This window comes from Microbacterium sp. Au-Mic1 (assembly GCF_021341785.1).
GTDB lineage: Bacteria > Actinomycetota > Actinomycetes > Actinomycetales > Microbacteriaceae > Microbacterium.
Genome location: NZ_JAJTTF010000009.1, coordinates 126,298 through 149,923 on the forward strand (window position 1 = coordinate 126,298; position 23,626 = coordinate 149,923).

Below are 23,626 nucleotides of genomic sequence, written 5' to 3' on the forward strand. Positions count from 1 at the left end.
GACGAAACGCGGTCCGTTGCGAGAACACCGCGTTTCGTCACGGTCCCGGAGCGAAGCGCCGCCCACCGCGCCCACCGCGCCCACCATCACGCCCGCGCCTTCGCCAGCAGCTCGGCGCGCGGGTTCTCGGCCGGCTCGGCCGCGCGGAAGCGCTCCAGCGCCTCGCGTGCGGCCTCGTCGAGGTGGGACGGCACGGCGACCTGAACCTCGGCGAGCAGGTCGCCGGTGGCCTTCGACGTGGTGACACCCCGGCCCTTGACCCGCAGGACCCGACCGGACGGCGTGCCCGGCGCGACCTTGAGCTTGACCGGATCCCCGCCGAGGGTCGGCACCTCGATGGTGGCGCCCAGCGCCGCCTCGGTGAACGTGACCGGCACGGTGACCCGCAGGTTCAGGCCGTCACGGGTGAACACGGGGTGCGGCTTCACGGCCACCTGGACCACGATGTCGCCGTTCTCCCCGCCGTCGGGCGAAGGCCGCCCACGACCGCGCAGACGGATCTTCTGCCCGTCCTTCACGCCCGCGGGGATTTTCACCTTGAGCGGACGCCCGTCCTCGCCCTGCAGCGTGACGGTCTCGCCCTTCACCGCGGTCGCGAACGACAGCGTGGTGCGGGCCGTGACGTCGGCGCCCTTCTGCGGGCCGCCATAGCCGCGGAACCCGCCGGACGACTGCCCGAACCGACCGGATCCGAACCCTCCACCGCCCTGGTTGAACATGGCGAAGATGTCGTCGAAGTCGGCCGACTGCCCGCCACGGCCCCGGTTGAACGCGCTGAACACGTCGTCGAAGCCGCCGTTGCCGGCGCTGCCCGGAGCCGTGAAGCGCGCGCCGCCGGCGCCCATCGCGCGGATCTGGTCGTACTCCGCGCGCTGCTCGGCGTCGGAGAGCACCGAGTACGCCTCGCTGATCTCCTTGAACTTCGCCTCCGCCGCGGCGTCGCCGGGGTTGGAGTCGGGGTGGTATTTGCGCGCGAGCTTGCGGTAGGTCTTCTTCATGTCCGCCTCCGACACGTCCTTGGAGACGCCGAGGGTCTTGTAGAAGTCCTTGTCGAACCAGTCCTGGCTAGCCATCGACCACCCCCTACTCAGCGGGGACGGCGACGACGACCTTGGCGGGACGCAGCTCGACATCGCCCAGGCGGTAGCCCACCTCGACGACCTCGAGCACGACGGCCTTCGCCACACCCGGGGTGGGCTGCTGGAAGATCGCCTCGTGCTGCTGCGGGTCGAACTCGTCGCCCTTCTCGCCGTAGGAGACCACGCCGAGGCGCTCCACGACGGAGCGCACCTTGTCGGCGATCGCGGCGAAGGGAGTCCCCTCCTCCAGATCGCCGTGCTGAGCGGCGCGGTCGAGATCGTCGAGCACGGGGAGCAGGCCCTTGGCGGCCTCGCCCTTCGCGCGCTGGATCTCGACGCCGCGCTGCTCCTCGGTGCGGCGGCGGTAGTTCGCGTACTCGGCCTGAAGGCGCTTGAGGTCGACGAGCAGCGTGTGCTCGGCGTCGGCGAGGGCCGCGTCCTCCGCGGCGTCCTCGGCGAGCGCGTCCTCGCTCTGCGCGATGTTCAGGATGTCGTCGACCGTGAGCTCGTCATCGGCGCCGGAATCCGGCTGGGGGCCGGACGCGTTCGCGTCCGACCCCTCGCTCGGAACTCCGGCGTTCTCGTCGAAGTCCTTGGGATCCGTCATTACTTCTTCTCGTCCTCGTCGTCCACGACCTCGGCGTCCACGACGTCCTCATCGGACCCCGTCTCCGCAGCGGCCTCCTCGGCGGCGCCGTCGGCGGCCGCGTCGGCCTGCTGCGATGCGTAGATGGCCTCGCCGAGCTTGGTCTGCGACTGGGTCAGCTTGTCGAACGCGGTCTTCACGGCCTCGTCGTCCTCGCCGGCCAGCGCGGTCTTCAGCGCGTCGACATCGGCCTTGACCTCGGTCTTGACGTTCTCCGGGAGCTTGTCCTCGTTCTCCGAGATGACCTTCTCGACGCCGTAGGACAGGGTCTCGGCCTGGTTGCGGACCTCGGCCGACTCGCGGCGCTTCTTGTCCTCGGCGGCGTGCTCCTCGGCCTCGCGCACCATGCGGTCGATGTCCTCCTTGGACAGCGAGGAGCCGCCCGTGATCGTCATCGACTGCTCCTTGCCGGTGCCCTTGTCCTTGGCGGACACGTGCACGATGCCGTTCGCATCGATGTCGAAGGTGACCTCGACCTGCGGGATGCCGCGCGGAGCCGGCGCGATGCCGGTCAGCTCGAAGGTGCCCAGCGGCTTGTTGTCGCGGGTGAACTCGCGCTCGCCCTGGAAGACCTGGATCGCGACCGACGGCTGGTTGTCGTCGGCGGTGGTGAAGGTCTCGCTGCGCTTGGTCGGGATGGCCGTGTTGCGCTCGATGAGCTTGGTCATCATGCCGCCCTTGGTCTCGATGCCGAGGCTCAGGGGGGTGACGTCGATGAGCAGGACGTCCTTGCGCTCACCCTTCAGCACGCCGGCCTGCAGCGCGGCGCCGACGGCGACGACCTCGTCCGGGTTCACGCCCTTGTTGGCCTCCTTGCCGGTCTCGCGCTTGACGAGCTCGGCCACGGCGGGCATGCGGGTGGATCCGCCGACGAGCACGACGTGCGCGATGTCGCCGACCTTGATGCCGGCCTCGCGGATGACATCCTCGAAGGGCTTCTTGGTGCGGTCGAGGAGGTCCTTGGTGAGGTCCTCGAACTTCGCGCGCGTGATCGTCTCGGAAAGCGACACGGGGCCGTTCTCCGTGAGCGACAGGTACGGCAGGTTGACGCTCGTGGACGTGGAGGAGCTGAGCTCCTTCTTCGCCTGCTCCGCGGCCTCCTTGAGGCGCTGCAGCGCGATCTTGTCGCCCGAGACGTCGACGCCGGTCGAGTCCTTGAACTGCTTGATCAGGTAGTCGACGAGACGCTGGTCCCAGTCGTCGCCGCCGAGGCGATTGTCGCCGGCGGTGGAGCGCACCTGGATGGTGGAGAAGTCGTCGTCCTTGCCCACCTCGAGCAGAGACACGTCGAACGTGCCGCCACCGAGGTCGAAGACGAGGATGAGCTCGTCCTCCTTGCCCTTGTCCAGGCCGTAGGCCAGCGCCGCGGCGGTGGGCTCGTTGATGATGCGCAGGACGTTCAGGCCCGAGATCTCGCCGGCCTCCTTGGTGGCCTGGCGCTCGGCGTCGTTGAAGTACGCCGGGACGGTGATGACCGCGTCGGTCACGGTGTCGCCAAGGTACGCCTCGGCGTCGCGCTTCAGCTTCATGAGGATGCGCGCGGAGATCTCCTGCGGCGTCCACTTCTTGCCGTCCACGTCGAACGACCAGTCGGTGCCCATGTGGCGCTTGACCGACGCGATCGTGCGGTCGACGTTGGTGACGGCCTGGCGCTTCGCGGTCTCGCCGACGAGCACCTCCCCGTCCTTGGTGAAGGCGACCACCGAGGGGGTGGTCCGGAAGCCTTCTGCGTTGGCGATGACCTTGGGCTCGCCGCCCTCGAGGACGCTGACGACGGAGTTCGTCGTACCGAGGTCGATACCGACAGCACGTGCCATTTGTTTTCTCCTTCAGTCGGAAGTTCGTGGAAGTCTGCGCGAACTCCGGGCCCCCGGGAACACCCGCGGGAAACCTGAGTCGCGATGACTCAACGATACGCCGGCTGTCAAGAGATGTCAAACAAACTTGATACGGCCAGACTCAACTTTGTATCTGCGCTCTCGCGGGTCGGTGCAGCAGCGTTCTGGCGAGTCGGCGCCGTGCCGGGAATGCCGCATCCGCCCTCACCCCGGCGCATGCTCGACACCGGGGTCACGGCCCCGTAGACTCGGCGGGCGCCGGGATCGCCCCGGGATCCGAGGGAAGGAGCTGACGATGAACATCTCTGTTGTCGCGCCCTTCGCCGACCTTCTTCCCTGAGGCCGCCCGCCCGATCCTCTTCGCGAGCGGCCCCGACCCGGAGCCTCTCGTGATCCCTTCCTCCGCATCCTCGGATGCCTCTTCCCTGCTCGGCCCCGCCCCCTCGGGCAAGGCCGACTCCTTCTTCCTCTCCGCAGCCGACGACGACGATCTCGGCCTCGCCTTCGCCGACGTCGAGCTCGGCGACGGTCAGCGCTGGACCACCTGGCCGGCGGCGACGCCGACCGAGCGAGGGCCGGAACCGCGTCCCGCCTGGGTGGTGACGTCCGCCGGCGCCGTCGACACCGAGCTCGGCATCCTGAAGACCGGCAAGGAGGCGGACGTCTTCCTCCTCGAGCGCGCCGTGCCGGGCGATCCGCATCAGCGCAGCCTGCTCGCCGCCAAGCGGTACCACGGTGCGGAGCATCGCTCGTTCCACCGCTCCGCGGTCTACACCGAGGGTCGCCGCACCCGCAACTCCCGGGACGCCCGGGCGCTCGCCAAGAAGAGCGAGCACGGCCGCGAGGTCGCGGCGGCGCAGTGGTCGCTCGCCGAGTTCGACGCGCTGCGCCGGATGCACGAGCTCGGCGCGCCGGTGCCGTACCCCGTGCAGGTGACCGGCACCGAGGTGCTCATGGAGTTCATCGGATCGCCGGACGGCGTCGGCGCTCCCCGCCTCGCCCAGGTGCGGCACGACCCGGCGCTGCTCGCCGACCTGTTCGCGCAGGTCGCCGAGCTCATGCGGACCTTCGCGCGAGCGGGCCTCGCCCATGGCGACCTGTCCCCGTACAACCTGCTCGTGCACGACGGCCGCGTCGTGGTGATCGACCTGCCGCAGATCGTGGACACCGTGGCCAACCCGCAGGGCCTGGACCTGCTGCACCGCGACTGCGTCAACGTGTGCGACTGGTTCGGTCGGCAGCGCCTCGACGTCGACGCCGAGACCCTGTTCGGCGAGCTGGTGGCGGAGTCGTTCGGGTAGCCGACGCCCGGGATGGACGATGCGCGGGTGTGGGACGCGCGCTGCAGGCCGCCCCGCCCCGCGGGACGAGGCGGGACCACGAGGCCACGGGCGAAGCGCGCCCGTGGCCTCAGGCGAGCAGCCGTCCCCAGCGCGCGTCGAGCAATGGGGATCCGGCCAGCTCCAGGCAGTGCCACAGCGTCACCGCGACGGAGTCGAGCACGGGAACGCCGGTGCGCGCCTCGACCTCCGCCGCGATCGGCGCGCCGTAGAGGTTGGTGCACAGGTAGACCAGCGCATCGGGGTCGGCCTCGGCCAGCGCGACCGACGGCTCCACCAGCGCCTCGGGACGCACCCGGCCGAACGACTCGTTGTCGCTCAGCCCGAGCGCCGTGTGCCCCGTCACCGCGACGCCGTTCTCGAGGTAGCGGGCCGCGACCTGCTCGTTCACATCGGCCGTGTAGGGCGTGAGCAGCCCGATGTCGGAGATCCCGAACCGCCGGAACGCCGCGAAGTACGCGAGGGTCGACGTCGTCGCCGGCACCCCGGTCGCGCGGGTGATCTCAGCGGCGATCGCCTCGTCGTGCCCGACGCCGAGCCAGGACCCCGAGGTCCCGTTCCAGGCGATCACGTCCACATCGGCGGTGGCGAGCAGCTCCGCGGCCGCGCGCATCCCGGCGGCGTCGAACTGCTGGTCGGATCCGGCGTCGAGGGCGATGCGGGTCACCGGGATGCGGGCGGAGTGCACCGTCACGTCGTCGCGGTCCCCCAGGATCCGGTACGTCATCGGCTCCAGACAGGTGTTCGACGAGGGGACGATCATCCCGATCCGGGTGGGCCGCGAGGCGGCCAGGACGTCCGGCACGGCGCTCATGCGCTCCTCCCTGCCAGCACGCGCTCGGCGCGCGTGCTCGACGGCACCGCCGGCTGCCGCTCGAGGAAGCGCCCGATCGCGCCGGGATCGTGGAAGCCGTCCTCGTCGAGGACGGTCCGCCCCCCTGCGACGACGACCTGCGGCCAGCCCCGCAGCGTCTTCCCGTCGAACGGCGAGAAGTCGGTGCCCATGTGCAGCGCCGTTCCGTCGACACGTCGCTCCTCGGCGGGGTCGAAGATCACCAGGTCGGCATCGTGGCCGACCGCGATGCGTCCCTTGCCTCCCAGCGCATGGATGCGGGCGGGCGCCGCGGAGAACAGGTCCGCGAAGCGCTGCAGCACGGCGTCGGTGATCGGCGCCCCGTCGGTCAGGGCGGTGAATGCTGCGGGCATGCGCGTCTCCACGCCCGGCAAGCCGTGGGGCATCTGCCGGATGTCGTCGCGGCGTTCGCGCTTCTGACTGAGGTCGTAGCAGGAGTGGTCGCTGGCGACCGTGTCGACGGATCCGTCCGCGAACCGCTCGCGCAGGGCCGCGACCGTCGCCGCGTCCCGCATCGGCGGGCAGCAGGCGTACCACTCGGGGAAGCGCGACGCGTAGACGCCGTCGTCCAGCAGGAGGTAGTGCGGGCAGGTCTCGGAGTACGCCTCGACGCCGCGCAGGCGGGCATCCGCGACGAGGTCGACCGCACCGGGCGTGGACTGGTGCACGAAGTACACCGGCGTGCCGACGTACTCGGCCATGGCCAGCACCTCGCGCACCGAGGCCTCCTCGGCGAGTTCCGGACGGGTCTCGTGCAGGTGCTCGATGCCGATCTCGCCGCTGTCGGCGTGGTCCTGCGTGCAGTCGACGACGATCGCATCGTGCTCGGCGTGGATGATCGTCATCCCACCGAGGCGCTTCATCTCCCTCATCACCTTCAGCACGGTGTCGTTGTCGCTCATGGTCGATCCGCGGTTGGTCATGTACATCTTCACCGAGCGGATTCCCATCGCGGCCAGCGCGTCCAGCTGCGCGGGCACCGTCTCATCCCATGCGACGACGGAGCCGTGCAGGGCGACGTCGCAGCGGGACGCCCGAGCCAGATCGCGCTTGTTGCGCGCGGCCGCGAGGGGGCTCTCCGAGGGGTCCCGCGGGATGCCGAAGTCCATGACGGTGGTGGTGCCGCCCCAGAGCGCCGCGGCGCTGGTGACGGCGAAGTCGTCGAGGGTACGGTACCGCCCGGTGATCTGCGCGACGTGACAGTGCCCGTCGACTCCTCCGGGGATCACCGCCCGTCCGGCGGCGTCGATGACCCGGCCGGCGGCGGGAATCGGATCCGAGACGGCGAGGATCGCGTCGATCCTGCCGCCGGTGACGACGATGTGACCGGACGAGACGCCGTCCGCATTGACGATCCGGGCGTTCGCGATGACGAGGTCCGACATGATCAGTTCACTCCTTCCGAGTTGTCCGTGGCCTTCTGCGCACGGTCGAACGCGCGATTCAGCGCGGGGCTGAGGCCCCGGCGGGGCTTGCGCGGCGGGGCAGCGAACGCGCCCGCCCTGTGCGTGCCGGAGGCGAGCCCGACCACCGCCTCCGCGAGTCGCACCCCGGCGCCGATGCCGTCGACGACCGGCACCGGGATCTGCCCGGCGACCTTCCGGGCAAGGCCGGCGAGGGGCGCGCCGGCGAGGATGATCACGTCCGCGCCGTCCTCGGCGACCGCGCGCTGCGCGAGCGCCACCAGCGTGGGCCCGAAGTCCTGCTGGACGCTGTCGATCCCGCCGAGCGCCTCGGTGATGGACCGGATCGAGGCGAGACGCCCGGCGAGCCCGAAGCCCTCGACGCACTCGCGGTACCAGGCGGTGATCCGGTCCGAGATCGCGATGATCGAGAAGCGGTGGCCCTGCAGCGCCGCAGCGCACAGGGCGGCCTCGGTGATGCCGATCACCGGCACGTCCACGAGCTCCTTGAGCGCCGGCATGCCGGGATCGCCGAACGCGGCGACCACGACGCCGTCGACCTCACCCGCGTGCGCGGCGATCACCTCGGCCACGGCTCCCGCCGCGATCACCGACTCGAGCCGGGTCTCGATGTACTCCACACCGTAGGGCGCGGTGTGCACCTGCAGCTCGGTGTCGGGGCTCGCGGAGCGCTGCGCCTCGGCGCGGATGAGCTCCGTGACCGCCGAGCTCGTGTTGGGGTTGATGATCAGCAGTCTCATGTCGTCCTCCCTGCGGCCGACCCGGACTGCCGACGGCAGCTCACACGGTGTCGGGATACTGTTCGCGGTACTTGTCGATGTGGTGGGCGGATTGCGCCGCCGCCCGGTCGGGGTCGCCGCTGGCGATGGCCGTCAGCAGCAGCTGGTGCTCCTCGACGAGCTCCGGCAGGTCGCGGACGTGGCGGAACAGCCAGTGCATCCGGCCCTGCAGCGGCTCCAGCGCGGTGCGGAGGAAGTCGTTGTCCGCGATCCGGGTGACCTCGTCGTGGAACTCGCTGTTCAGCGCGTGGGTCTCGGCCAGGCTCCCCCGGGCCAGGGCGTCCTTCGTCCGGTCGACCAGGGCGGTCAGCCGGGCGATGTCGTCCGGGGTGGCGCGCTCCGCCGCCAGCCGGCAGGCCAGTACCTCGAGCGCGATCCGCACGCTGAACAGGTCGTCCACCTGATCCGCATCGAGTGTCGCGACCACGGATCCCCGCGTCGCCGGCTCCGTGACCAGGCCCTCCTGCTGCAGCATCCGCAGCGCTTCGCGCACGGGAAGGCGCGACACGTTGAACTCGGCGGCGAGGTCCCGCTCCACCAGCCGGGATCCCGGCGTGTACTGCCCCTCGAAGATCCTGTTGCGGACCGTGTCCCTGATCACCTCGCGCAGCGGTTTGGCCCGCTGACCGGCTTCGACTGTCTGCACCACGGGGCTGCCCTCCGCCTTCTCCGATTCTGGGATCCCAGCCTAGCGACACCCCCCGTCCGTGAACCGGGGCGGAGTCCGATCCACGGACGAGGACGATCATGCGCGCACGAGCCGCTTGCTGTAGTCGAGCGCGAGCACCGAGACGCCCATCACGATCGCCGAGCCGACGAAGTAGAGCAGCGCCCAGGTGTAGCCGCCCGTCGCCCCGACGATGAGGCCGACCGCGATCGGCGTGATGAAACCGGCGACGTTGCCGCTGAGGTTCATCGCGCCGCCGAGCACCCCCGCGTTCTCACGGCCGCCCAGCGTGGCCGGCACGGCCCAGAACAGGCCGACCCAGCGCAGGAAGAAGAGCACCACCGAGAGCAGCACGACCGCGGTGATCGGGTCGCCGACGAGGGTCACTCCGACCAGGCCGGCGGTGACGATCAGCGCGGCGGCGCCGAGCATCGAGCGCATCACGAGGTTCGCGCTGTGCCCGCGGGAGCGGAGCTTGTCGGCGAGCAGGCCGCCCAGGATCTCCCCGACGAACCCGGCGCCGAAGATCACGAAGGTCGACCAGCCGACCGTCTTCAGGTCGAAGTGCTTGGCCTCGGAGAGGTACAGCGGGCCCCAGGTGAGCAGGCCGTAGAAGACGCCGTTGAAGCCGAGCCAGCCGAAGCACATCGCCCAGAACGAGCGGAAGCGCAGGTACTGCACGAGGCCGCGGCGGGTCGACACGGGGCCGGTGGCGGCCTCCTCGCGGTGCGAGTCCTCGATGTACTCTGCCTCAGCCGCGTTGACAGCCCGGTGCGCGCGGGGGTTGTCGCGCACGTACCACCAGATGAACAGACCGAGCACGACCGTCGCGATGCCGGCGATGATGAACGCGTAGCGCCAGGATCCGGTGCTCGCGATGAGCCAGGTGATCAGGATGCCGCCGATGCCCGCTCCCAGCGGGGCGCCGGCGTCGAGGATCGTCGCGCCACGACCGCGCTCCTTGGAGTGCATCCAGAGGGCGTTCAGCTTGCCGCCCGCGGGCATCACGCCCGCCTCGGTGACGCCGATCGCGGAGCGCGCGATGAACATGCTGATGAAGTTGCCCGCCAGCCCCGAGGCGGCGGTCGCCGCGCCCCAGCCGACGCAGGAGGCCGTGACGACCTTGCGCGGACCGAAGCGGTCGATAAGGTAGCCGACCGGGACCTGCATGAGCGCGTAGGTCCAGAAGAACGCGCTCAGGAGCAGTCCGACGAGTTCCGGCGAGAGGTTGAAGTCCTTCTGGATGACCGGGAGGGCGACGGAGATCGATCCCCGGTCGACGTAGTTCACCGTGACCAGGATCAGCAGGAGGAGGAAGAGCCTCCATCGAACCCGGGTGGGCTTGGCCTGGCTGCGGGGCGATGCACTGTTCTCGGCGGTTCGGTCCGCCGTGGCTTCGTTCTGAAGGGACACCTGGTCCTCCTTCACTTCGTCGGGAAGGCCGGCCGCGCCTGCGCGTCGACCGGAGTTTGGGATCCCACATTGGGATCCCAAACCGAGGATAGGAGGATCTGTTCACGACGTCAAGGCTTGGGATCCCAAAAAAGTGCACCGCGTCCCTCGGGAGGAACGCGGTGCACTTCGGATCCCGCGGACGCGGCCGTTCGGCCGCGCCGGGTCACTTCCCGCCGGGCGGGCCGATCAGCAGCAGCACCGCGAACAGCACGGCGACCGCGGCGACGATGAGCAGCGCGAGCACCCACGGGCGGCGCAGGAACCAGCGCATCGTGCGGTCGTACCAGGCGGCGTCGCGAGGGTCGTCGCTCTGCTCGAGGCGCCAGTCGCCGGCGAGGCGGCCGGTGCGGTGCAGCCAGATCTCGGCCGGGATCGTGGCGTAGGGCACGATCGCGCTGGCGATCGCGAGGATCGCGACGCCGACGCCCCAGCGCTGGTGGAACGCGAGCAGCACGGCGGTGGCGCCGTAGGAGAGGAACACGAAGCCGTGGATGGAGCCGGCGATCGTGACCAGCACGGGAGGCAGGCCGGTGGCGCGGGCGATCAGGGCGCCGATCAGCAGGGTCCAGGTGATGGCCTCCGCGATCGCGAGCACGCGGAACAGGCGGGCAGGAGTGGTGAACACGTCTCTCCTCGGGTCGAGTACTCTCCAGCGTAGGCAGCAGGATCCGGTCACCGCCTCCCGCCGGCCTCCACCTTTCGGACGGTTTCGGGTCCGGTCCTCGCCCCGCGAGCGGCCGCACCGGCGCGAGGCGGCCTGTCCGGTGCGGCGCCTTCCGCGCGATGTCACCGTGTGACGCGCGACCGGGGCGGCGGACACCGAGGCGGCCTACACTCCCCCCATGCCCCGCCCCGCGCTGCTCGCCGTCTCGCACGGCACCTCCGACGCCGCCGGCGCCGCCGCGATCGCACTGCTGGTGCGCCGGGTCGCCGAGCGGCTGCCGGACGTCGCCGTGCACTCCGGCTTCGTCGACGTGCAGCAGCCCGACGCCCCCACGGCCCTCGCCGCGGTCGAGGGGCCTGTGGTCGTCGTGCCCCTGCTGCTGTCGCAGGGCTTCCACGTGCGGGTGGACCTGGGGCGGGCCGTTTCGGAGCGCTCGGACGCAGTCGTCACGGATCCGCTCGGACCCGATCCGCGCCTCGCGAAGGTGCTCGCGCTCCGGCTCGCGGACGCCGATGCGGCGGCGCACCCCGGGGGCGGCACCGATCGTCCGGTCGTGCTGGCGGTCGCGGGATCCCGGGATCCGCGTTCGCTTCCCGATGCCGAGGCGATGGCCGCACTGCTGAGCGAGGACCTCGGACGCGCCGTCGTGCCCGCCTACCTCGCTGCGCGAGAGCCGAGCCTGACCGCGGCGCGGGAACTCCACCCCGATGCCGCCGTCGCGACCTACCTGCTCGCGCACGGCTACTTCTTCGATGTGGCCGAACGCGTCGCCGGATCCGCGCTGCTCACCGAGCCGCTGCTCGACGACGGGGAGCCGCCCGCGCCGCTCGTGGATCTCGTCGTGGACCGCTATCTCGCGGGCGAGGCCGAGCTCAGGCAGCTCCGAGGGCACTGAGCGGCGGCGTGCCGCTTCGCTCACCGCGACCGCCCGCCCCCCCCCCCCCCCCCGGCGAGCTGTTCCCGCTCCGTTCACGCCGTGTCCACTCACGCCGCCACCTCGAGCGCGAAGGTGGATACGGCGTCGGCGCCGACGCCCCGAACCAAGGAGACCGCATGCCCCTCCCCCGCACTCTGATGGCGGCGACGGCCGCCGCTCTCGCCCTCGTCGCGGCGAGCAGCGCGCCCGCCCTCGCCGCTGAGTCACCCGGTCACGACACGCCCGGCCAGGACAAGGCCGGCCACTACTCGTTCGCCGTGATCGGCGACGTCCCCTACGGCGCCGCCCAGCAGGCGCTGTTCCCGCAGTGGATCCAGGAGATCAACGCCGCGGATCCGGCGATGACGTTCCACGTCGGCGACATCAAGAACGGGTCGACCCGCTGCGACGACGCGCTGTACCAGCAGATCAAGGGCGATTTCGACACCTTCGCCAATCCGCTGATCTACACCCCGGGCGACAACGAGTGGACCGACTGCCACCGTGCGAACAACGGCGCGTACAACCCGCTCGAGCGCCTCGCCTACGATCGCTCGGTGTTCTTCGCTAACCCCGGCGTCTCCCTCGGGCAGAAGCCCGTGAAGGTCGATGCGCAGACGGCGGCCGGCTTCCCGGAGAACGTGTCCCTGCGCCGCGACGGCGTCGACTTCGCCGTGGTGCACGTGGTCGGCAGCGACGACGGCGTCCAGCCGTGGGCGGGCCTCGGTGACACGACCGCCCGGCCCGAGCAGCTCGCCGCCGAGCAGGCGCGGATGGCGAACGCGATCTCGCTCGTGAAGAGCACCTTCGCCACGGCGAAGCAGAAGCACGACCGCGCGGTGATGGTGCTGCTGCAGGCCGACATGTTCGACCCGACCTACACCCCCGCCTGGTCGGACATCTCGGCGTTCCAGCCGCTCGTGCAGACCCTGGTGGACGAGTCGAGCGCCTTCGACGGCGAGGTCTACCTGGTCAACGGCGACAGCCACGTCTTCAACGACGACCGGCCGCTCGCGGCGGGCTCGCCGTGGCTGGCGACCTACGGTGTCACCGGCGCAGCCGACAACCTCACGCGCCTGACGGTCGACGGATCCTCGAACAACAAGGACTGGCTGCGCGTCACGATCAACAGGCCCGGCGCCGACCAGGTGCTGAGCTGGGAGCGCGTGCCGTACCTCGCGCACTGATCCGTATCGCGCTCGAGGACTCCGCCCGCGCTCGCGCTCGGGCGGAGTCCTCGCGTTCCGGAGGAGGCATTCGCGGATCCGCTCCGCCCGTGGCTGCGTTCTCCTCCCGAGCGTGCAGGCGACCGGATCCCCGCCCGAAAGCCGCACCGCGGGCGCTCCATTGAACAGCATCCTCCCCGGAGGAAACTGGACCATGTCGAACAATGACGCTCCGTGTCGGCGCCGCCGACACACACGAGCGTCCGAGCGGATCCGCACGTAGCTTGTCCGCATGCCTCCCGAAGCGATCGCCCCTGTGCGCGGTGCCCGCACCCGCACCGCCCGCGTGCCCACCAAGCCGCACGGCCAGTGGGCCGTCGACGGCACGGAGCCGCTGAACGGCAACGAGGAGTTCAAGCTCGCCGACAACGGGCTGAACGTGCGCGAGCGGATCGAGAACGAGTACGCGAAGGGCGGGTTCGCGTCGATCGACCCGACCGACCTGCACGGCCGCTTCCGCTGGTGGGGGCTGTACACCCAGCGCAAGCCCGGGATCGACGGCGGTCGCACGGCCCAGCTCGAGCCGCACGAGCTCGAGGACGAGTACTTCATGCTGCGCGTCCGCATCGACGGCGGACAGCTCACGACCGCGCAGCTGCGCGTGATCGGCGGGATCTCGACCGAGTTCGCCCGCGACACCGCCGACCTCACCGACCGGCAGAACATCCAGCTGCACTGGATCCGCGTCGAGGACGTACCCGAGATCTGGCGCCGCCTCGAGGACGTCGAGCTCAGCACCACCGAGGCCTGCGGCGACGTGCCACGCGTGATCCTGGGATCCCCGGTCGCCGGCATCGCCGCGGACGAGATCATCGACCCCACCCCGCAGATCTTCGAGATCGCCGAGCGGTTCATCGGCGACGAGACCCTCGCGAACCTTCCGCGCAAGTACAAGACCGCGATCACCGGGCACCCCAGCCAGGACGTCGTGCACGAGATCAACGACTGCGCGTTCGTCGCCTTCGAACACCCCGAGCTGGGCATCGGCTACGACCTCTGGGTCGGCGGCGCCCTGTCCACCGTCCCCCGTCTCGGCGAGCGCCTCGGCGCGTTCGTCACGCCCGACCGCGTCGCCGAGGTCTGGCACGGGGTCACCCGGCTGTTCCGCGACTACGGCTACCGGCGCCTGCGCAACAAGGCGCGGCTGAAGTTCCTGCTCGCCGACTGGGGCACCGAGAAGTTCCGCGAGGTGCTCGAGACCGAGTACCTCGATGCGCCGCTGCCCGATGGTCCTGCCGCTCCGAAGCCGGTCGGCCGGGGCGACCACGTGGGCGTGCACCGCCAGAAGGACGGCCTGTTCTACGTGGGCGCGGCACCGGCCGTCGGGCGAGTCTCCGGCTCGGCGCTGACCGCTCTCGCCGATCTCGCCGAGGAGCACGGATCCACCCGGATCCGCACCACGCCGTACCAGAAGCTGCTCGTGCTCGACGTCGCCGAGGAACGGGTCGAGTCGCTCGTCACGGGCCTGTCGAAGCTCGGTCTCGAGGCCCGTCCGAGTCTGTTCCGCCGCGGCACGATCGCCTGCACCGGCATCGAGTTCTGCAAGCTCGCGATCGTGGAGACCAAGGTCAACGCGGCCCAAGCGATCACGCAGCTCGAGGAGCGCCTCGGCGCCCTGGAGCCCGAGATCGGCCGCCCGATCACCCTGCACGTCAACGGCTGCCCGAACTCCTGCGCGCGGATCCAGACCGCCGACATCGGGCTCAAGGGTCAGCTCGTCATGATCGACGGCGAGCAGGTGCCCGGCTACCAGGTGCACCTCGGCGGCGGCCTCGCCAACGCGGACCGCGAGGAGGCGGGCCTTGGCCGCACCGTCCGCGGCCTGAAGGTGCCGGCGGACGGCATCGCCGACTACGCCGAGCGCGTGATCCGCCGCTACCTCCAGGACCGCACCGGAGCGGACGAGACCTTCGCGGTCTGGGCGCATCGCGCCGACGAGGAGGCCCTGCAGTGAGCACCGTGGCGTCGCGACCGGAGGATGCGCGTCCCGAATCGCCGACGTTGTCCCCTTCCGCCGAGGAGATCCACGGATCCGTCCGCGATGCGGGACAGGCTCGACAGAACGGGACGCCTGTCGGACTCGACCTGCGCCCGGCCCGCCGCTCGCTCGACGAACTGCGAGCACTCGCCGAGCGCGGCGCCGCGGAGCTGCGCAGCGGATCCGCCGACGAGGCCTCGCCCGCCGAGGTCGTCGCCTGGGTCGCGGCGAACGTCTCGCCGCGCCTCGCCGCCGTCGCCTGCTCGATGGCCGACGCTGCACTGCCGCACCTCGTGGCCGAGGCGATCCCTGGCGTCGACGTGCTGTTCCTCGACACGGGCTACCACTTCCTCGAGACGACCTTCACCCGCGACGAGGTCGCGCGCACGCTCGACGTGCGCATCGTCGACGTCAAGCCCGCGCAGACCGTGCGCGAGCAGGACGCCGCCCACGGCACTGATCTCTACAAGACGGATCCGGCGCGATGCTGCGAACTGCGCAAGGTCGCCCCGCTGCACCAGGCGCTCGGCGGCTACGAGGTCTGGTTCACCGGCGTGCGCCGCGAAGAGGCGCCCACCCGGGCGAACACGCCCCTGATCACGTTCGACGAGCGCAACGGACTCATCAAGGTGAACCCCGTCGCGGCGTGGTCGTTCGACGACCTCATCGACTACGCCACCGCGAACGAGGTGGTGGTGAACCCCCTCGTCGCCAACGGCTACCCCTCGATCGGCTGCGCGCCGTGCACCAAGCCCGTCGCCGCGGGCGAAGACCCCCGCTCCGGCCGCTGGGCCGGACTCGCCAAGACCGAATGCGGACTCCACGTATGAGCATCATCGACACTCTGCCCGCGCGCGCCGACGCCGACGCCGGCTCCCTGACCGGGCTCGACCTGCTCGAGGCCGAAGCTATCCACATCATCCGCGAGGTGGTGGCCGAGTTCGAGCGCCCCGTGCTGCTGTTCTCGGGCGGCAAGGACTCCGTGCTCGTGCTGCACCTCGCCGCGCGCGCCTTCGCACCGGGCCGGATCCCCTTCCCGGTGCTGCACGTCGACACCGGGCACAACTTCGACGAGGTCATCCGGTTCCGCGACGAGACGGTCGAACGCCTCGGGCTCACGCTCGAGGTCGCCCGCGTGCAGGACTACATCGACGACGGCCGGCTCGCCGAGCGCCCCGACGGCACCCGCAACGTGCTGCAGACCCAGCCGCTGCTCGACGCGATCGCCGCGGGGAAGCACGACGCCGTCTTCGGCGGCGCACGCCGTGACGAGGACAAGGCGCGCGCCAAGGAGCGGATCATCTCGCTGCGCGACGAGTTCGGGCAGTGGGATCCGCGCAACCAGCGCCCGGAGCTGTGGAGCCTCTACAACGGCCGGCACACCCCGGGCAAGCATGTGCGGGCGTTCCCGATCTCGAACTGGACCGAGCTCGACGTCTGGCGCTACATCGCCCGCGAGCGCATCGCCCTGCCGCCCCTGTACCTGGCGCACGAGCGCGACGTGTTCCGCCGCGACGGCATGTGGTGGGCCGTGAACGAGCACGCCCAGCCTCGCGAGAGCGAGCAGGTCGAGCGCCGTGTGGTCCGCTACCGCACGGTCGGCGACGCCAGCTGCACCGGCGCGGTCACCTCCGACGCGACGACCGTCGACCAGGTGGTCGCCGAGGTCGCCCGTTCCACGCTCACCGAGCGCGGCGCCACGCGCGCCGACGACCGGATCAGCGAGGCCGCCATGGAGGACCGCAAGAAGAACGGATACTTCTGATGAGCACGATCGACGTTTCGTCCCGGTCGGCTGCGCCGTCCTCGCTCCGCGGCCCCGAGGGGGCGGGCGCGCTGCTCCGCGACACCACGCTGTTCCGCTTCGCGACGGCCGGATCCGTCGACGACGGCAAGTCGACCCTGGTCGGCCGGCTGCTGCACGACGCGAAGGCGATCCTCGCCGACCAGCTCGAGCAGGTCGCGCGCACTTCCGCCGACCGCGGCTTCGCGCACGGCGAGTTCGACTTCGCGCTGCTCACCGACGGCCTGCGCGCCGAGCGCGAGCAGGGCATCACGATCGACGTCGCGTACCGCTACTTCGCGACCGACGCGCGCAGCTTCATCCTCGCCGACTGCCCCGGCCACGTGCAGTACACCCGCAACATGGTCACCGGATCCGCGACGGCCGACGCCGTGGTCGTGCTCATCGACGCGCGCAAGGGCGTGGTCGAGCAGACCCGGCGGCACCTCGCCGTGGTGTCGCTGCTGCGTGTGCCGCACGTCGTGATCGCCGTGAACAAGATCGACCTCACCGGTTTCGACGAGGAGCGGTTCCGCGCCGTCGAGGAGCAGGCCCTCGCCGTCGCGGCCGAGCTCGGCCTCATCGACACGCATGTGATCCCGGTCTCGGCACTCGAGGGCGACAACATCGTCTATCGGTCGGCGCGCACCTCCTGGTACGACGGTCCGACCCTGCGCGAACTGCTCGAGACCCTCCCCGCCCGCCAGGCCGAGGAGGATGCCGCGTTCCGCCTTCCCGTGCAGACCGTGATCCGCCCGCAGGGAGGCATCTCCGCGCTGATCGACGATGCAGAGGCCGACGCGCTGCGCGACTACCGCGGGTTCGCCGGGCGCGTGTCGAGCGGATCCGTCCGGGTCGGCGACCGCGTGCAGGTCTTCCCCGGCGGGTACGAGACGACCGTGACGGGGATCCGCGTCGCCGGCCGGGTGGCCGAGACCGCGCACACCGCGCAGTCGATCGCCGTGACCCTCGCCGACGAGGTGGACGCCGCCCGCGGCGCCCTCATCGCGACGGTCGGCACCGTGCCGAGCGGGCACACCGAGGCCGAGGTCGAGATCTTCCAGCTCGACGTGCGCTCGATCACCCCGGGCACCCGCGTGCTCGCCAAGCACGGCACCGCCACAGTGCAGGCGATCGTGACCGATGTGCTCTCGCGCCGTGACCTGGACACGCTCGCCCTCGAGGACGCGGCCGAGCTGGCCGTGAACGAGATCGGCCGCGTGCGGATCCGCTTCGCGTCCGCTCTGCCCCTGGAGCCCTACGCCGATGACCGGGAGGGCGGCGCGCTGCTGCTCATCCACCCGGTCGACGGGGCGACCCTGGCCGCCGCCACCGTCGTCGACGCCGCGTGAGGGGGTCGTTGAGCGAGGACGGCGGAGCCGACCGAGACGAACGCGGCAATCCCGCATGAGCACCGCGTTTCGTCTCGCGCAGACCCGCACTGAGCGAGCGAAGCGAGCCGAAGTGTCGCTCAACGACCACAGAGACCACCCACCCAAGAACGCCTAAGGAGGCGACAGTGAATCGCAAGACCCGTATCGCAACGGCCCTCACCTCTCTCGGACTCGCGATGGCGATGCTCGCCGGCTGCACCTCCGGTCAGGCCGCCGCCGCCGACAAGGGCGAGAAGCTCGACACGCTGCGCCTCGGCTACTTCGCCACGGTCACGCACGCCCCGGCACTGGTCGGCGTGGAGAAGGGCTTCCTGCAGAAGGAGCTCGGCACGACCGCGCTCAAGACCGAGGTGTTCAATGCCGGCCCCGCCGCGATCGAGGCGCTCTCCGCGGGCGCGATCGACGCCGCCTACATCGGCCCGAACCCGGCGATCAACACCTTCATCAAGTCGGGCGGCGCCTCGGCGCGCGTGATCGCGGGCGCCACCAGCGGCGGCGCGTCGCTCGTGGTGCGCGACGGCATCACCAGCACTGCGGACCTCAAGGGCAAGACCCTGGCCACACCGCAGCTCGGCAACACGCAGGACGTCGCGTTGCGCACCTGGCTTGACTCGAAGGGCCTGAAGACCAGCGTCACGGGCGGCGGCGATGTGACCATCACCCCGACCGAGAACGCGCAGACCCTCACCCTGTTCAAGGACGGCAAGCTCGACGGCGCCTGGCTCCCCGAGCCGTGGGCGTCGCGTCTGGTCGTCGAGGCCGGCGCGCACGTGCTGCAGGACGAGCGCGACCTGTGGCCGGGCGGGAAGTTCCCCACCACGGTGCTGCTCGTGAGCACCGATTTCGCCGACAAGCACCCCGACGCCGTGAAGGAGCTCGTGGCCGGGCACCTCGATTCGCTGGACTGGATCGCCAAGAACCCGACCGAGCTCGGCGGCGTCGTGAACTCCGCGCTGCAGAAGGCCACCGGCAAGCCACTGGCCGACGAGGTGCTGACCAAGTCCCTGGCGAACGTGTCGTTCTCGGCCGATCCCAACGCCAAGGCCTTCGCGACGCTCGTGAAGAACGGTGTCACGGCGGGCACGCAGACGAAGGGCTCGATCGACGGCCTGTTCGACCTCACCGCGCTGAACGCGGCTCTCAAGGAGCGCAACGAGGCCACGGTCGACGACGGCGGGCTGGGAACGAAGAAATGACCGCCCCGCTCGCGCCGAGCTTCGACGGGGTCACCCCGGTCCTGCCCGCACCGGATCCGGTGGATCCGGCCGTGCGCCTCGCGCACGTGACCAAGCGGTACGGATCCGGCCCCGTCGTGCTCGACGACGTCTCGCTCGACATCGCGCCGGGAGAGTTCGTCTGCCTGCTCGGCGCGAGCGGCTGCGGCAAGTCCACCCTGCTGAACCTCATCGCCGGCCTCGAGCCGCTGACCTCGGGCTCGCTGACGGCTCCGGACGAGGGCGCGGCCGTGATGTTCCAGGACGCGGCCCTCATGCCGTGGCTGAGCGCCCGGCGCAACGTCGAGCTCGCCCTGCGACTGCGGGGGGTGCCGCGCGCGGAGCGCCGGGCCGAGGCGCTGCGCCTGCTCGGGATCGTGAACCTCTCCGACGCCGCGGACAAGCGCCCGCACGAGCTCTCCGGCGGCATGCGGCAGCGCGTCGCGCTCGCCCGCGCCCTCGCCCAGGACCGGCCGGTGCTGCTCATGGACGAGCCGTTCGCCGCGCTCGACGCCATCACCCGCGACCTGCTGCACGAGGTGCTGGAGAACGTGTGGCGCGAGACCGGCCGCACCATTGTCTTCGTGACGCACAACGTGCGCGAAGCCGCCCGCCTCGGTGAGCGCGTGGTGCTGCTCGGCAGCCGCCCGGGCCGGATCTCGCGCGAGTGGCGCGTCGCCCGCACCCGCGGCCGCCGCATCGAATCGCCCGAGGTGTCGGCGCTGGCCGCCGAGATCACCGTCGAGCTGCGGAAGGAGATCCGCCGCAATGCCGACTGAGAAGATCATCCCCCCGGGGTCGTTGAGCGAGGACGCCGCAGGCACCCCCACCTCGGGGTCGTTGAGCGAGGACGCCGCAGGCGACCGAGACGAAACGCCGCGCCCTCGCGAGAGCACCGCGTCTCGTCTCGCTCCGGCTGCGCCGGGGCTCGCTCAACGACCCCATGGGGAGCTGGCCGGCCTCGACCGCCTGCAGACGACCGAGATCGGATCCGGATCCGGTCTGCGCAAGCGCTTCGGCACGATCCTGCCTCCCGTCATCCTGCTCGTGCTGCTCGTCGCCGCCTGGCAGCTGTACGTGATGATCGCGCGTCCGCGACCCGACAAGGCGCCCGGTCCGCTCGACGTGCTCGGCGCGTTCGGCGACGCGTGGGCGTCCGGCCGTCTGCAGGAGTCGGTGGCCACGAGCCTCGAGCGCGGCCTCATCGGCTTCGTCATCGCGATCGTCATCGGCACCCCGATCGGCCTGTTGCTGGCCGAGTGGAAGCTGCTGCGCCGGGCCGCCGGGCCGCTCATCTCCGGGCTCATGGTGCTGCCGAGCGTGGCCTGGGTGCCCGCCGCGATCATCTGGTTCGGGCTGACGGACGCGACCGCGTACTTCGTGATCCTGATGGGCGCCGTGCCCTCGATCGTGAACGGGCTGCTCTCCGGCATCGACCAGGTGCCTCCGCAGCTGCGCCGTGTGGGCACCGTGCTCGGCGCGAGCCGCTGGCAGGCTGCCACCGCGATCGTGCTGCCCGCCGCACTCCCCGGCTATCTCGGCGGCATCAAGCAGGGCTGGGCGTTCTCCTGGCGCTCGCTCATGGCCGCGGAGATCATCACCACGGGCGGCACTCTCGGCTTCGGCCTCGGCACGATGCTGGACCAGGCTCGGCAGCTCGCCGATCTGCCCGGGGTCCTCTCCACCATCCTGCTGATCCTCGCGATCGGCATCCTCATCGAGCTGGCGCTGTTCGCGCCGCTCGAGCGCGCCGTGCTGCGCCGGCGCGGACTTCTGCTCGGAGGCGCATGATGACCAACGGAACCGTCACCCTCGTCGGGGCCGGCCCCGGCGACGCCGGCCTGCTCACGATCCGCGGCCTGCGCGCCCTCGAGCGCGCCGACGTGATCGTCGCCGACCGTCTGGGCGCACGCGCCGTACTCGACCAGCTCGCCGCGGAGGGCGTCGTGCTCACCGCCGAGGTGATCGATGTCGGCAAGACCCCGGGGCACCACCCCGTGCCGCAGCACGAGATCAACGCCCTGCTCGTACGACACGCCCGCGCCGGGCGGGAGGTCGTGCGCCTCAAGGGCGGCGACCCGTTCGTGCTCGGCCGCGGCCGCGAAGAGGCGCTGTACTGCGAGGCCGAGGGCATCGCAGTACAGGTCGTGCCGGGCATCACCAGCGCCATCTCGGTGCCCGCCGTCGCCGGCATCCCGCTCACCCACCGCGGCGTCGCCACGGCCTTCACCGTCGCGAGCGGGCACGACCCGATCGAGCAGCTGTCCGGCGGATCCGACCACACGGTGGTGCTGCTCATGGGCATCGGCACGCTCGCGCACACCGCAGCGGTCCTCGCCCGCGGTGACCGCGGGGCGGACTGCCCCGTCGCGATCGTCGAGGACGGCTACGGATCCGGCGAGCGCGTCACGATCGCGACCCTCGGCACGGTCGCCGCCGTCGCCGCGGTGCGCCAGGTGCGCAACCCCGCCGTCGTCGTCGTCGGCGACGTGGTGCGGCTGAGCCCGCACGCCGCTCCCTCCCAGACCGAGCCCGCCCTGCTCGAGACGCTCCTCTCCTCCACCCGATCCGACCGAAAGACCCTGCAGCCGTGACCGACCTTCACCCCTCCGCCCCGCTCCGCGTCGCGATCGTCGGCGCAGGCCCCGCCGGGATCTACGCCGGCAACATCCTCGCGAACGCCGTGGCCGCCCGTGCCGACGGGAGCACCTTCCGCACCGTCGAGATCGACCTGTTCGAGTCGCTGCCCGCGCCCTACGGACTGATCCGCTACGGCGTCGCCCCCGACCACCCGCGCATCAAGGGCATCGTGAACTCGCTGCACGAGATGCTCGACGCTCAGGGCGTCGACGCCGACCGTCGCACCATCCGCTTCCTCGGCAACATCGAGGTCGGCCGCGATGTGTCGGTCGACGAGCTGCAGGCCCGCTACCACGCCGTGGTGCTCGCGACGGGCGCGATCCGCGACGCCGCCCTGCGCATCCCCGGTGTCGACCTGCCCGGCTCCTATGGCGCCGCCGACTTCGTCTCGTGGTTCGACGGCCACCCCGACGTGCCCCGCACCTGGCCGCTCGTGGACGAGCAGGTCGCGGTGATCGGCAACGGCAACGTCGCGCTCGACGTCGCCCGCATCCTCGCCAAGCTGCCGGAGAACCTGCGCAGCACCGAGGTGCCGGACAACGTGCTCGCGGGGCTCGAGGCCTCCGCCGTCACCGACGTGCACGTGTTCGGCCGCCGCGGGCCCGCCGACATCAAGTTCACCCCGATCGAGCTCCGCGAGCTCGGCGAGGTCGCCGGGGTCGACATCATCGTCGACGACGCCGACTTCGCGGGCGTGGATCCGGCCTCGGCGCCGAACAACCAGCTGAAGATCATGCTGCGCACGCTGAACGCGTGGCGCGACCGCCCGGAGAACCGCGGCGAGAGCACGGGCGCGACCCGCCGCCTGCACCTGCACTTCTGGCACGCGCCGGTGGAGATCGTCGGATCCGACCGCGTCGAGAAGGTGCGCTTCGAGCGCACGGCTCCGGCCGAGGACGGATCCGTCTCGGGCACCGGCGAGTTCGTCGAGTACCCGATCACGGCCGTGTACCGCGCGGTGGGCTACTTCGGCTCGCCGATCGTCGACGCCCCCTTCGACGCGCAGCGCGGCGTGGTGCCGAACGAGGCCGGACGCGTCGACGACACGACGGGCCTGTACGCGACCGGCTGGATCAAGCGCGGTCCGGTGGGCCTCATCGGGCACACCAAGTCGGACGCGACCGAGACCATCGCGAACCTGCTCGAGGACGCCGAGGCCGGCCTCCTCGCGGCCCCGACCGAGACGGCGGACGTCCTCGACCTGCTCGCCGAGCGCGAGGTCGAGGTGACCACGTGGGACGGGTGGCTCGAGCTCGACGCGCACGAGCGCGCCCTGGGCGCCGCGCACGAGCACACCCGCGAGCGGGTCAAGGTCGTGCCGCGCGAGGAGCAGGTCGAGATCTCGCGCAGCACGACGCTCTCGAGCACCGGGGCGCTCGCCCGATGACCTACGTGATCGCGCTGCCCTGCGTGGATGTGAAGGACCGCGCGTGCATCGACGAATGCCCTGTGGACTGCATCTACGAGGGTGAGCGCTCCCTGTACATCCATCCCGACGAGTGCGTCGACTGCGGCGCCTGCGAGCCCGTCTGCCCGGTCGAGGCGATCTATTACGAGGACGACCTGCCCGACGAGTGGACCGACTACTACACGGCGAACGTCGCGTTCTTCGACGAGATCGGGTCCCCGGGCGGAGCCGCCAAGGTCGGGCCCTATGCCTTCGACCACCCCGTCATCGCCGCGCTCCCGCCCCAGGCCGACGGACATGACTGAGGCGCCACTCGGATCCG

The 23,626-nt window shown here is 71.1% G+C and carries 22 protein-coding genes; 13 read left to right on the plus strand and 9 right to left on the minus strand.

What is annotated here, in order from left to right; all coding sequences use genetic code 11:
- Positions 1-86: 86 nt before the first annotated feature.
- Genes LXM50_RS13515 through dnaK form a run of 3 tightly spaced genes read right to left on the minus strand, consistent with a single transcriptional unit; the run spans position 87 to position 3,542 of the window.
- Positions 87-1,073, minus strand: coding sequence for a DnaJ C-terminal domain-containing protein (locus tag LXM50_RS13515; RefSeq protein ID WP_233311861.1), 987 nt, complete (start codon positions 1,071-1,073; stop codon positions 87-89).
- Positions 1,074-1,083: 10 nt separating this feature from the next.
- Positions 1,084-1,686, minus strand: a complete 603-nt coding sequence (locus tag LXM50_RS13520) for a nucleotide exchange factor GrpE (protein WP_233311862.1) — start codon at positions 1,684-1,686, stop codon at positions 1,084-1,086.
- Positions 1,686-3,542 carry a molecular chaperone DnaK gene (gene dnaK / locus LXM50_RS13525; RefSeq protein ID WP_233311863.1) on the minus strand — a complete coding sequence of 619 codons (1,857 nt, stop codon included), beginning with the start codon at positions 3,540-3,542 and terminating at the stop codon, positions 1,686-1,688. The genes LXM50_RS13520 and dnaK overlap by 1 nt, the downstream gene beginning before the upstream one ends.
- 410 nt (positions 3,543-3,952) lie before the next feature.
- On the opposite strand from dnaK, the gene LXM50_RS13530 reads away from it, so the two are divergent.
- The gene (locus LXM50_RS13530) at positions 3,953-4,864 is read left to right on the plus strand and encodes a serine protein kinase RIO (RefSeq protein ID WP_233311864.1); all 912 of its coding nucleotides are present in this window, start codon (positions 3,953-3,955) and stop codon (positions 4,862-4,864) included.
- Positions 4,865-4,973: 109 nt separating this feature from the next.
- On the opposite strand, the gene LXM50_RS13535 is transcribed toward LXM50_RS13530, so the two are convergent.
- From LXM50_RS13535 to LXM50_RS13560, 6 genes are all read right to left on the minus strand, one after another.
- Positions 4,974-5,717 carry an aspartate/glutamate racemase family protein gene (locus LXM50_RS13535; RefSeq protein WP_233311865.1) on the minus strand — a complete coding sequence of 248 codons (744 nt, stop codon included), beginning with the start codon at positions 5,715-5,717 and terminating at the stop codon, positions 4,974-4,976.
- On the minus strand, positions 5,714-7,141 hold the full coding sequence (locus LXM50_RS13540) for a dihydroorotase family protein (RefSeq protein WP_233311866.1): 1,428 nt from the start codon (positions 7,139-7,141) through the stop codon (positions 5,714-5,716). Before LXM50_RS13540 ends, LXM50_RS13535 begins: the two co-directional genes overlap by 4 nt.
- A 2-nt stretch (positions 7,142-7,143) precedes the next feature.
- The gene (locus tag LXM50_RS13545; protein WP_233311867.1) at positions 7,144-7,920 is read right to left on the minus strand and encodes an aspartate/glutamate racemase family protein; all 777 of its coding nucleotides are present in this window, start codon (positions 7,918-7,920) and stop codon (positions 7,144-7,146) included.
- A gap of 40 nt (positions 7,921-7,960) precedes the next feature.
- A complete protein-coding gene (locus tag LXM50_RS13550) occupies positions 7,961-8,608 on the minus strand; it encodes a GntR family transcriptional regulator (protein ID WP_233311868.1) in 648 nt (215 codons plus the stop codon).
- A gap of 96 nt (positions 8,609-8,704) precedes the next feature.
- Positions 8,705-10,039 carry an MFS transporter gene (locus tag LXM50_RS13555; RefSeq protein ID WP_233311870.1) on the minus strand — a complete coding sequence of 445 codons (1,335 nt, stop codon included), beginning with the start codon at positions 10,037-10,039 and terminating at the stop codon, positions 8,705-8,707.
- 205 nt (positions 10,040-10,244) lie between these two features.
- Positions 10,245-10,706: a DUF3817 domain-containing protein gene (locus LXM50_RS13560; RefSeq protein ID WP_233311871.1), complete on the minus strand. Its 462-nt coding sequence runs from the start codon at positions 10,704-10,706 to the stop codon at positions 10,245-10,247.
- Positions 10,707-10,923: 217 nt separating this feature from the next.
- On the opposite strand from LXM50_RS13560, the gene LXM50_RS13565 reads away from it, so the two are divergent.
- From LXM50_RS13565 to fdxA, 12 genes are all read left to right on the plus strand, one after another.
- Complete coding sequence (locus LXM50_RS13565; protein WP_233311872.1) at positions 10,924-11,640, plus strand: sirohydrochlorin chelatase; 717 nt, start codon at positions 10,924-10,926, stop codon at positions 11,638-11,640.
- A 158-nt stretch (positions 11,641-11,798) separates the two neighbouring features.
- Complete coding sequence (locus tag LXM50_RS13570) at positions 11,799-12,848, plus strand: hypothetical protein (RefSeq protein ID WP_233311873.1); 1,050 nt, start codon at positions 11,799-11,801, stop codon at positions 12,846-12,848.
- A 271-nt stretch (positions 12,849-13,119) separates the two neighbouring features.
- Positions 13,120-14,841: a nitrite/sulfite reductase gene (locus LXM50_RS13575; RefSeq protein WP_233311875.1), complete on the plus strand. Its 1,722-nt coding sequence runs from the start codon at positions 13,120-13,122 to the stop codon at positions 14,839-14,841.
- A 131-nt stretch (positions 14,842-14,972) separates the two neighbouring features.
- Entirely contained in the window at positions 14,973-15,695 is a 723-nt protein-coding gene (locus LXM50_RS13580) for a phosphoadenylyl-sulfate reductase (protein WP_233311913.1), read from the plus strand.
- Positions 15,692-16,630, plus strand: a complete 939-nt coding sequence (gene cysD / locus LXM50_RS13585; RefSeq protein WP_233311876.1) for a sulfate adenylyltransferase subunit CysD — start codon at positions 15,692-15,694, stop codon at positions 16,628-16,630. Before LXM50_RS13580 ends, cysD begins: the two co-directional genes overlap by 4 nt.
- Positions 16,630-18,000: a sulfate adenylyltransferase subunit 1 gene (locus LXM50_RS13590; protein WP_233311877.1), complete on the plus strand. Its 1,371-nt coding sequence runs from the start codon at positions 16,630-16,632 to the stop codon at positions 17,998-18,000. Before cysD ends, LXM50_RS13590 begins: the two co-directional genes overlap by 1 nt.
- A gap of 167 nt (positions 18,001-18,167) precedes the next feature.
- The gene (locus tag LXM50_RS13595) at positions 18,168-19,238 is read left to right on the plus strand and encodes an ABC transporter substrate-binding protein (protein WP_233311878.1); all 1,071 of its coding nucleotides are present in this window, start codon (positions 18,168-18,170) and stop codon (positions 19,236-19,238) included.
- Positions 19,235-20,035, plus strand: a complete 801-nt coding sequence (locus tag LXM50_RS13600; protein ID WP_233311880.1) for an ABC transporter ATP-binding protein — start codon at positions 19,235-19,237, stop codon at positions 20,033-20,035. The genes LXM50_RS13595 and LXM50_RS13600 overlap by 4 nt, the downstream gene beginning before the upstream one ends.
- Entirely contained in the window at positions 20,025-21,047 is a 1,023-nt protein-coding gene (locus LXM50_RS13605; RefSeq protein ID WP_233311881.1) for an ABC transporter permease, read from the plus strand. Before LXM50_RS13600 ends, LXM50_RS13605 begins: the two co-directional genes overlap by 11 nt.
- A complete protein-coding gene (gene cobA / locus LXM50_RS13610; RefSeq protein ID WP_233311882.1) occupies positions 21,047-21,850 on the plus strand; it encodes a uroporphyrinogen-III C-methyltransferase in 804 nt (267 codons plus the stop codon). Before LXM50_RS13605 ends, cobA begins: the two co-directional genes overlap by 1 nt.
- Positions 21,847-23,283, plus strand: coding sequence for an FAD-dependent oxidoreductase (locus LXM50_RS13615; protein ID WP_233311883.1), 1,437 nt, complete (start codon positions 21,847-21,849; stop codon positions 23,281-23,283). Before cobA ends, LXM50_RS13615 begins: the two co-directional genes overlap by 4 nt.
- A complete protein-coding gene (fdxA, locus tag LXM50_RS13620) occupies positions 23,280-23,609 on the plus strand; it encodes a ferredoxin (RefSeq protein ID WP_233311884.1) in 330 nt (109 codons plus the stop codon). The genes LXM50_RS13615 and fdxA overlap by 4 nt, the downstream gene beginning before the upstream one ends.
- Positions 23,610-23,626 lie beyond the last annotated feature (17 nt).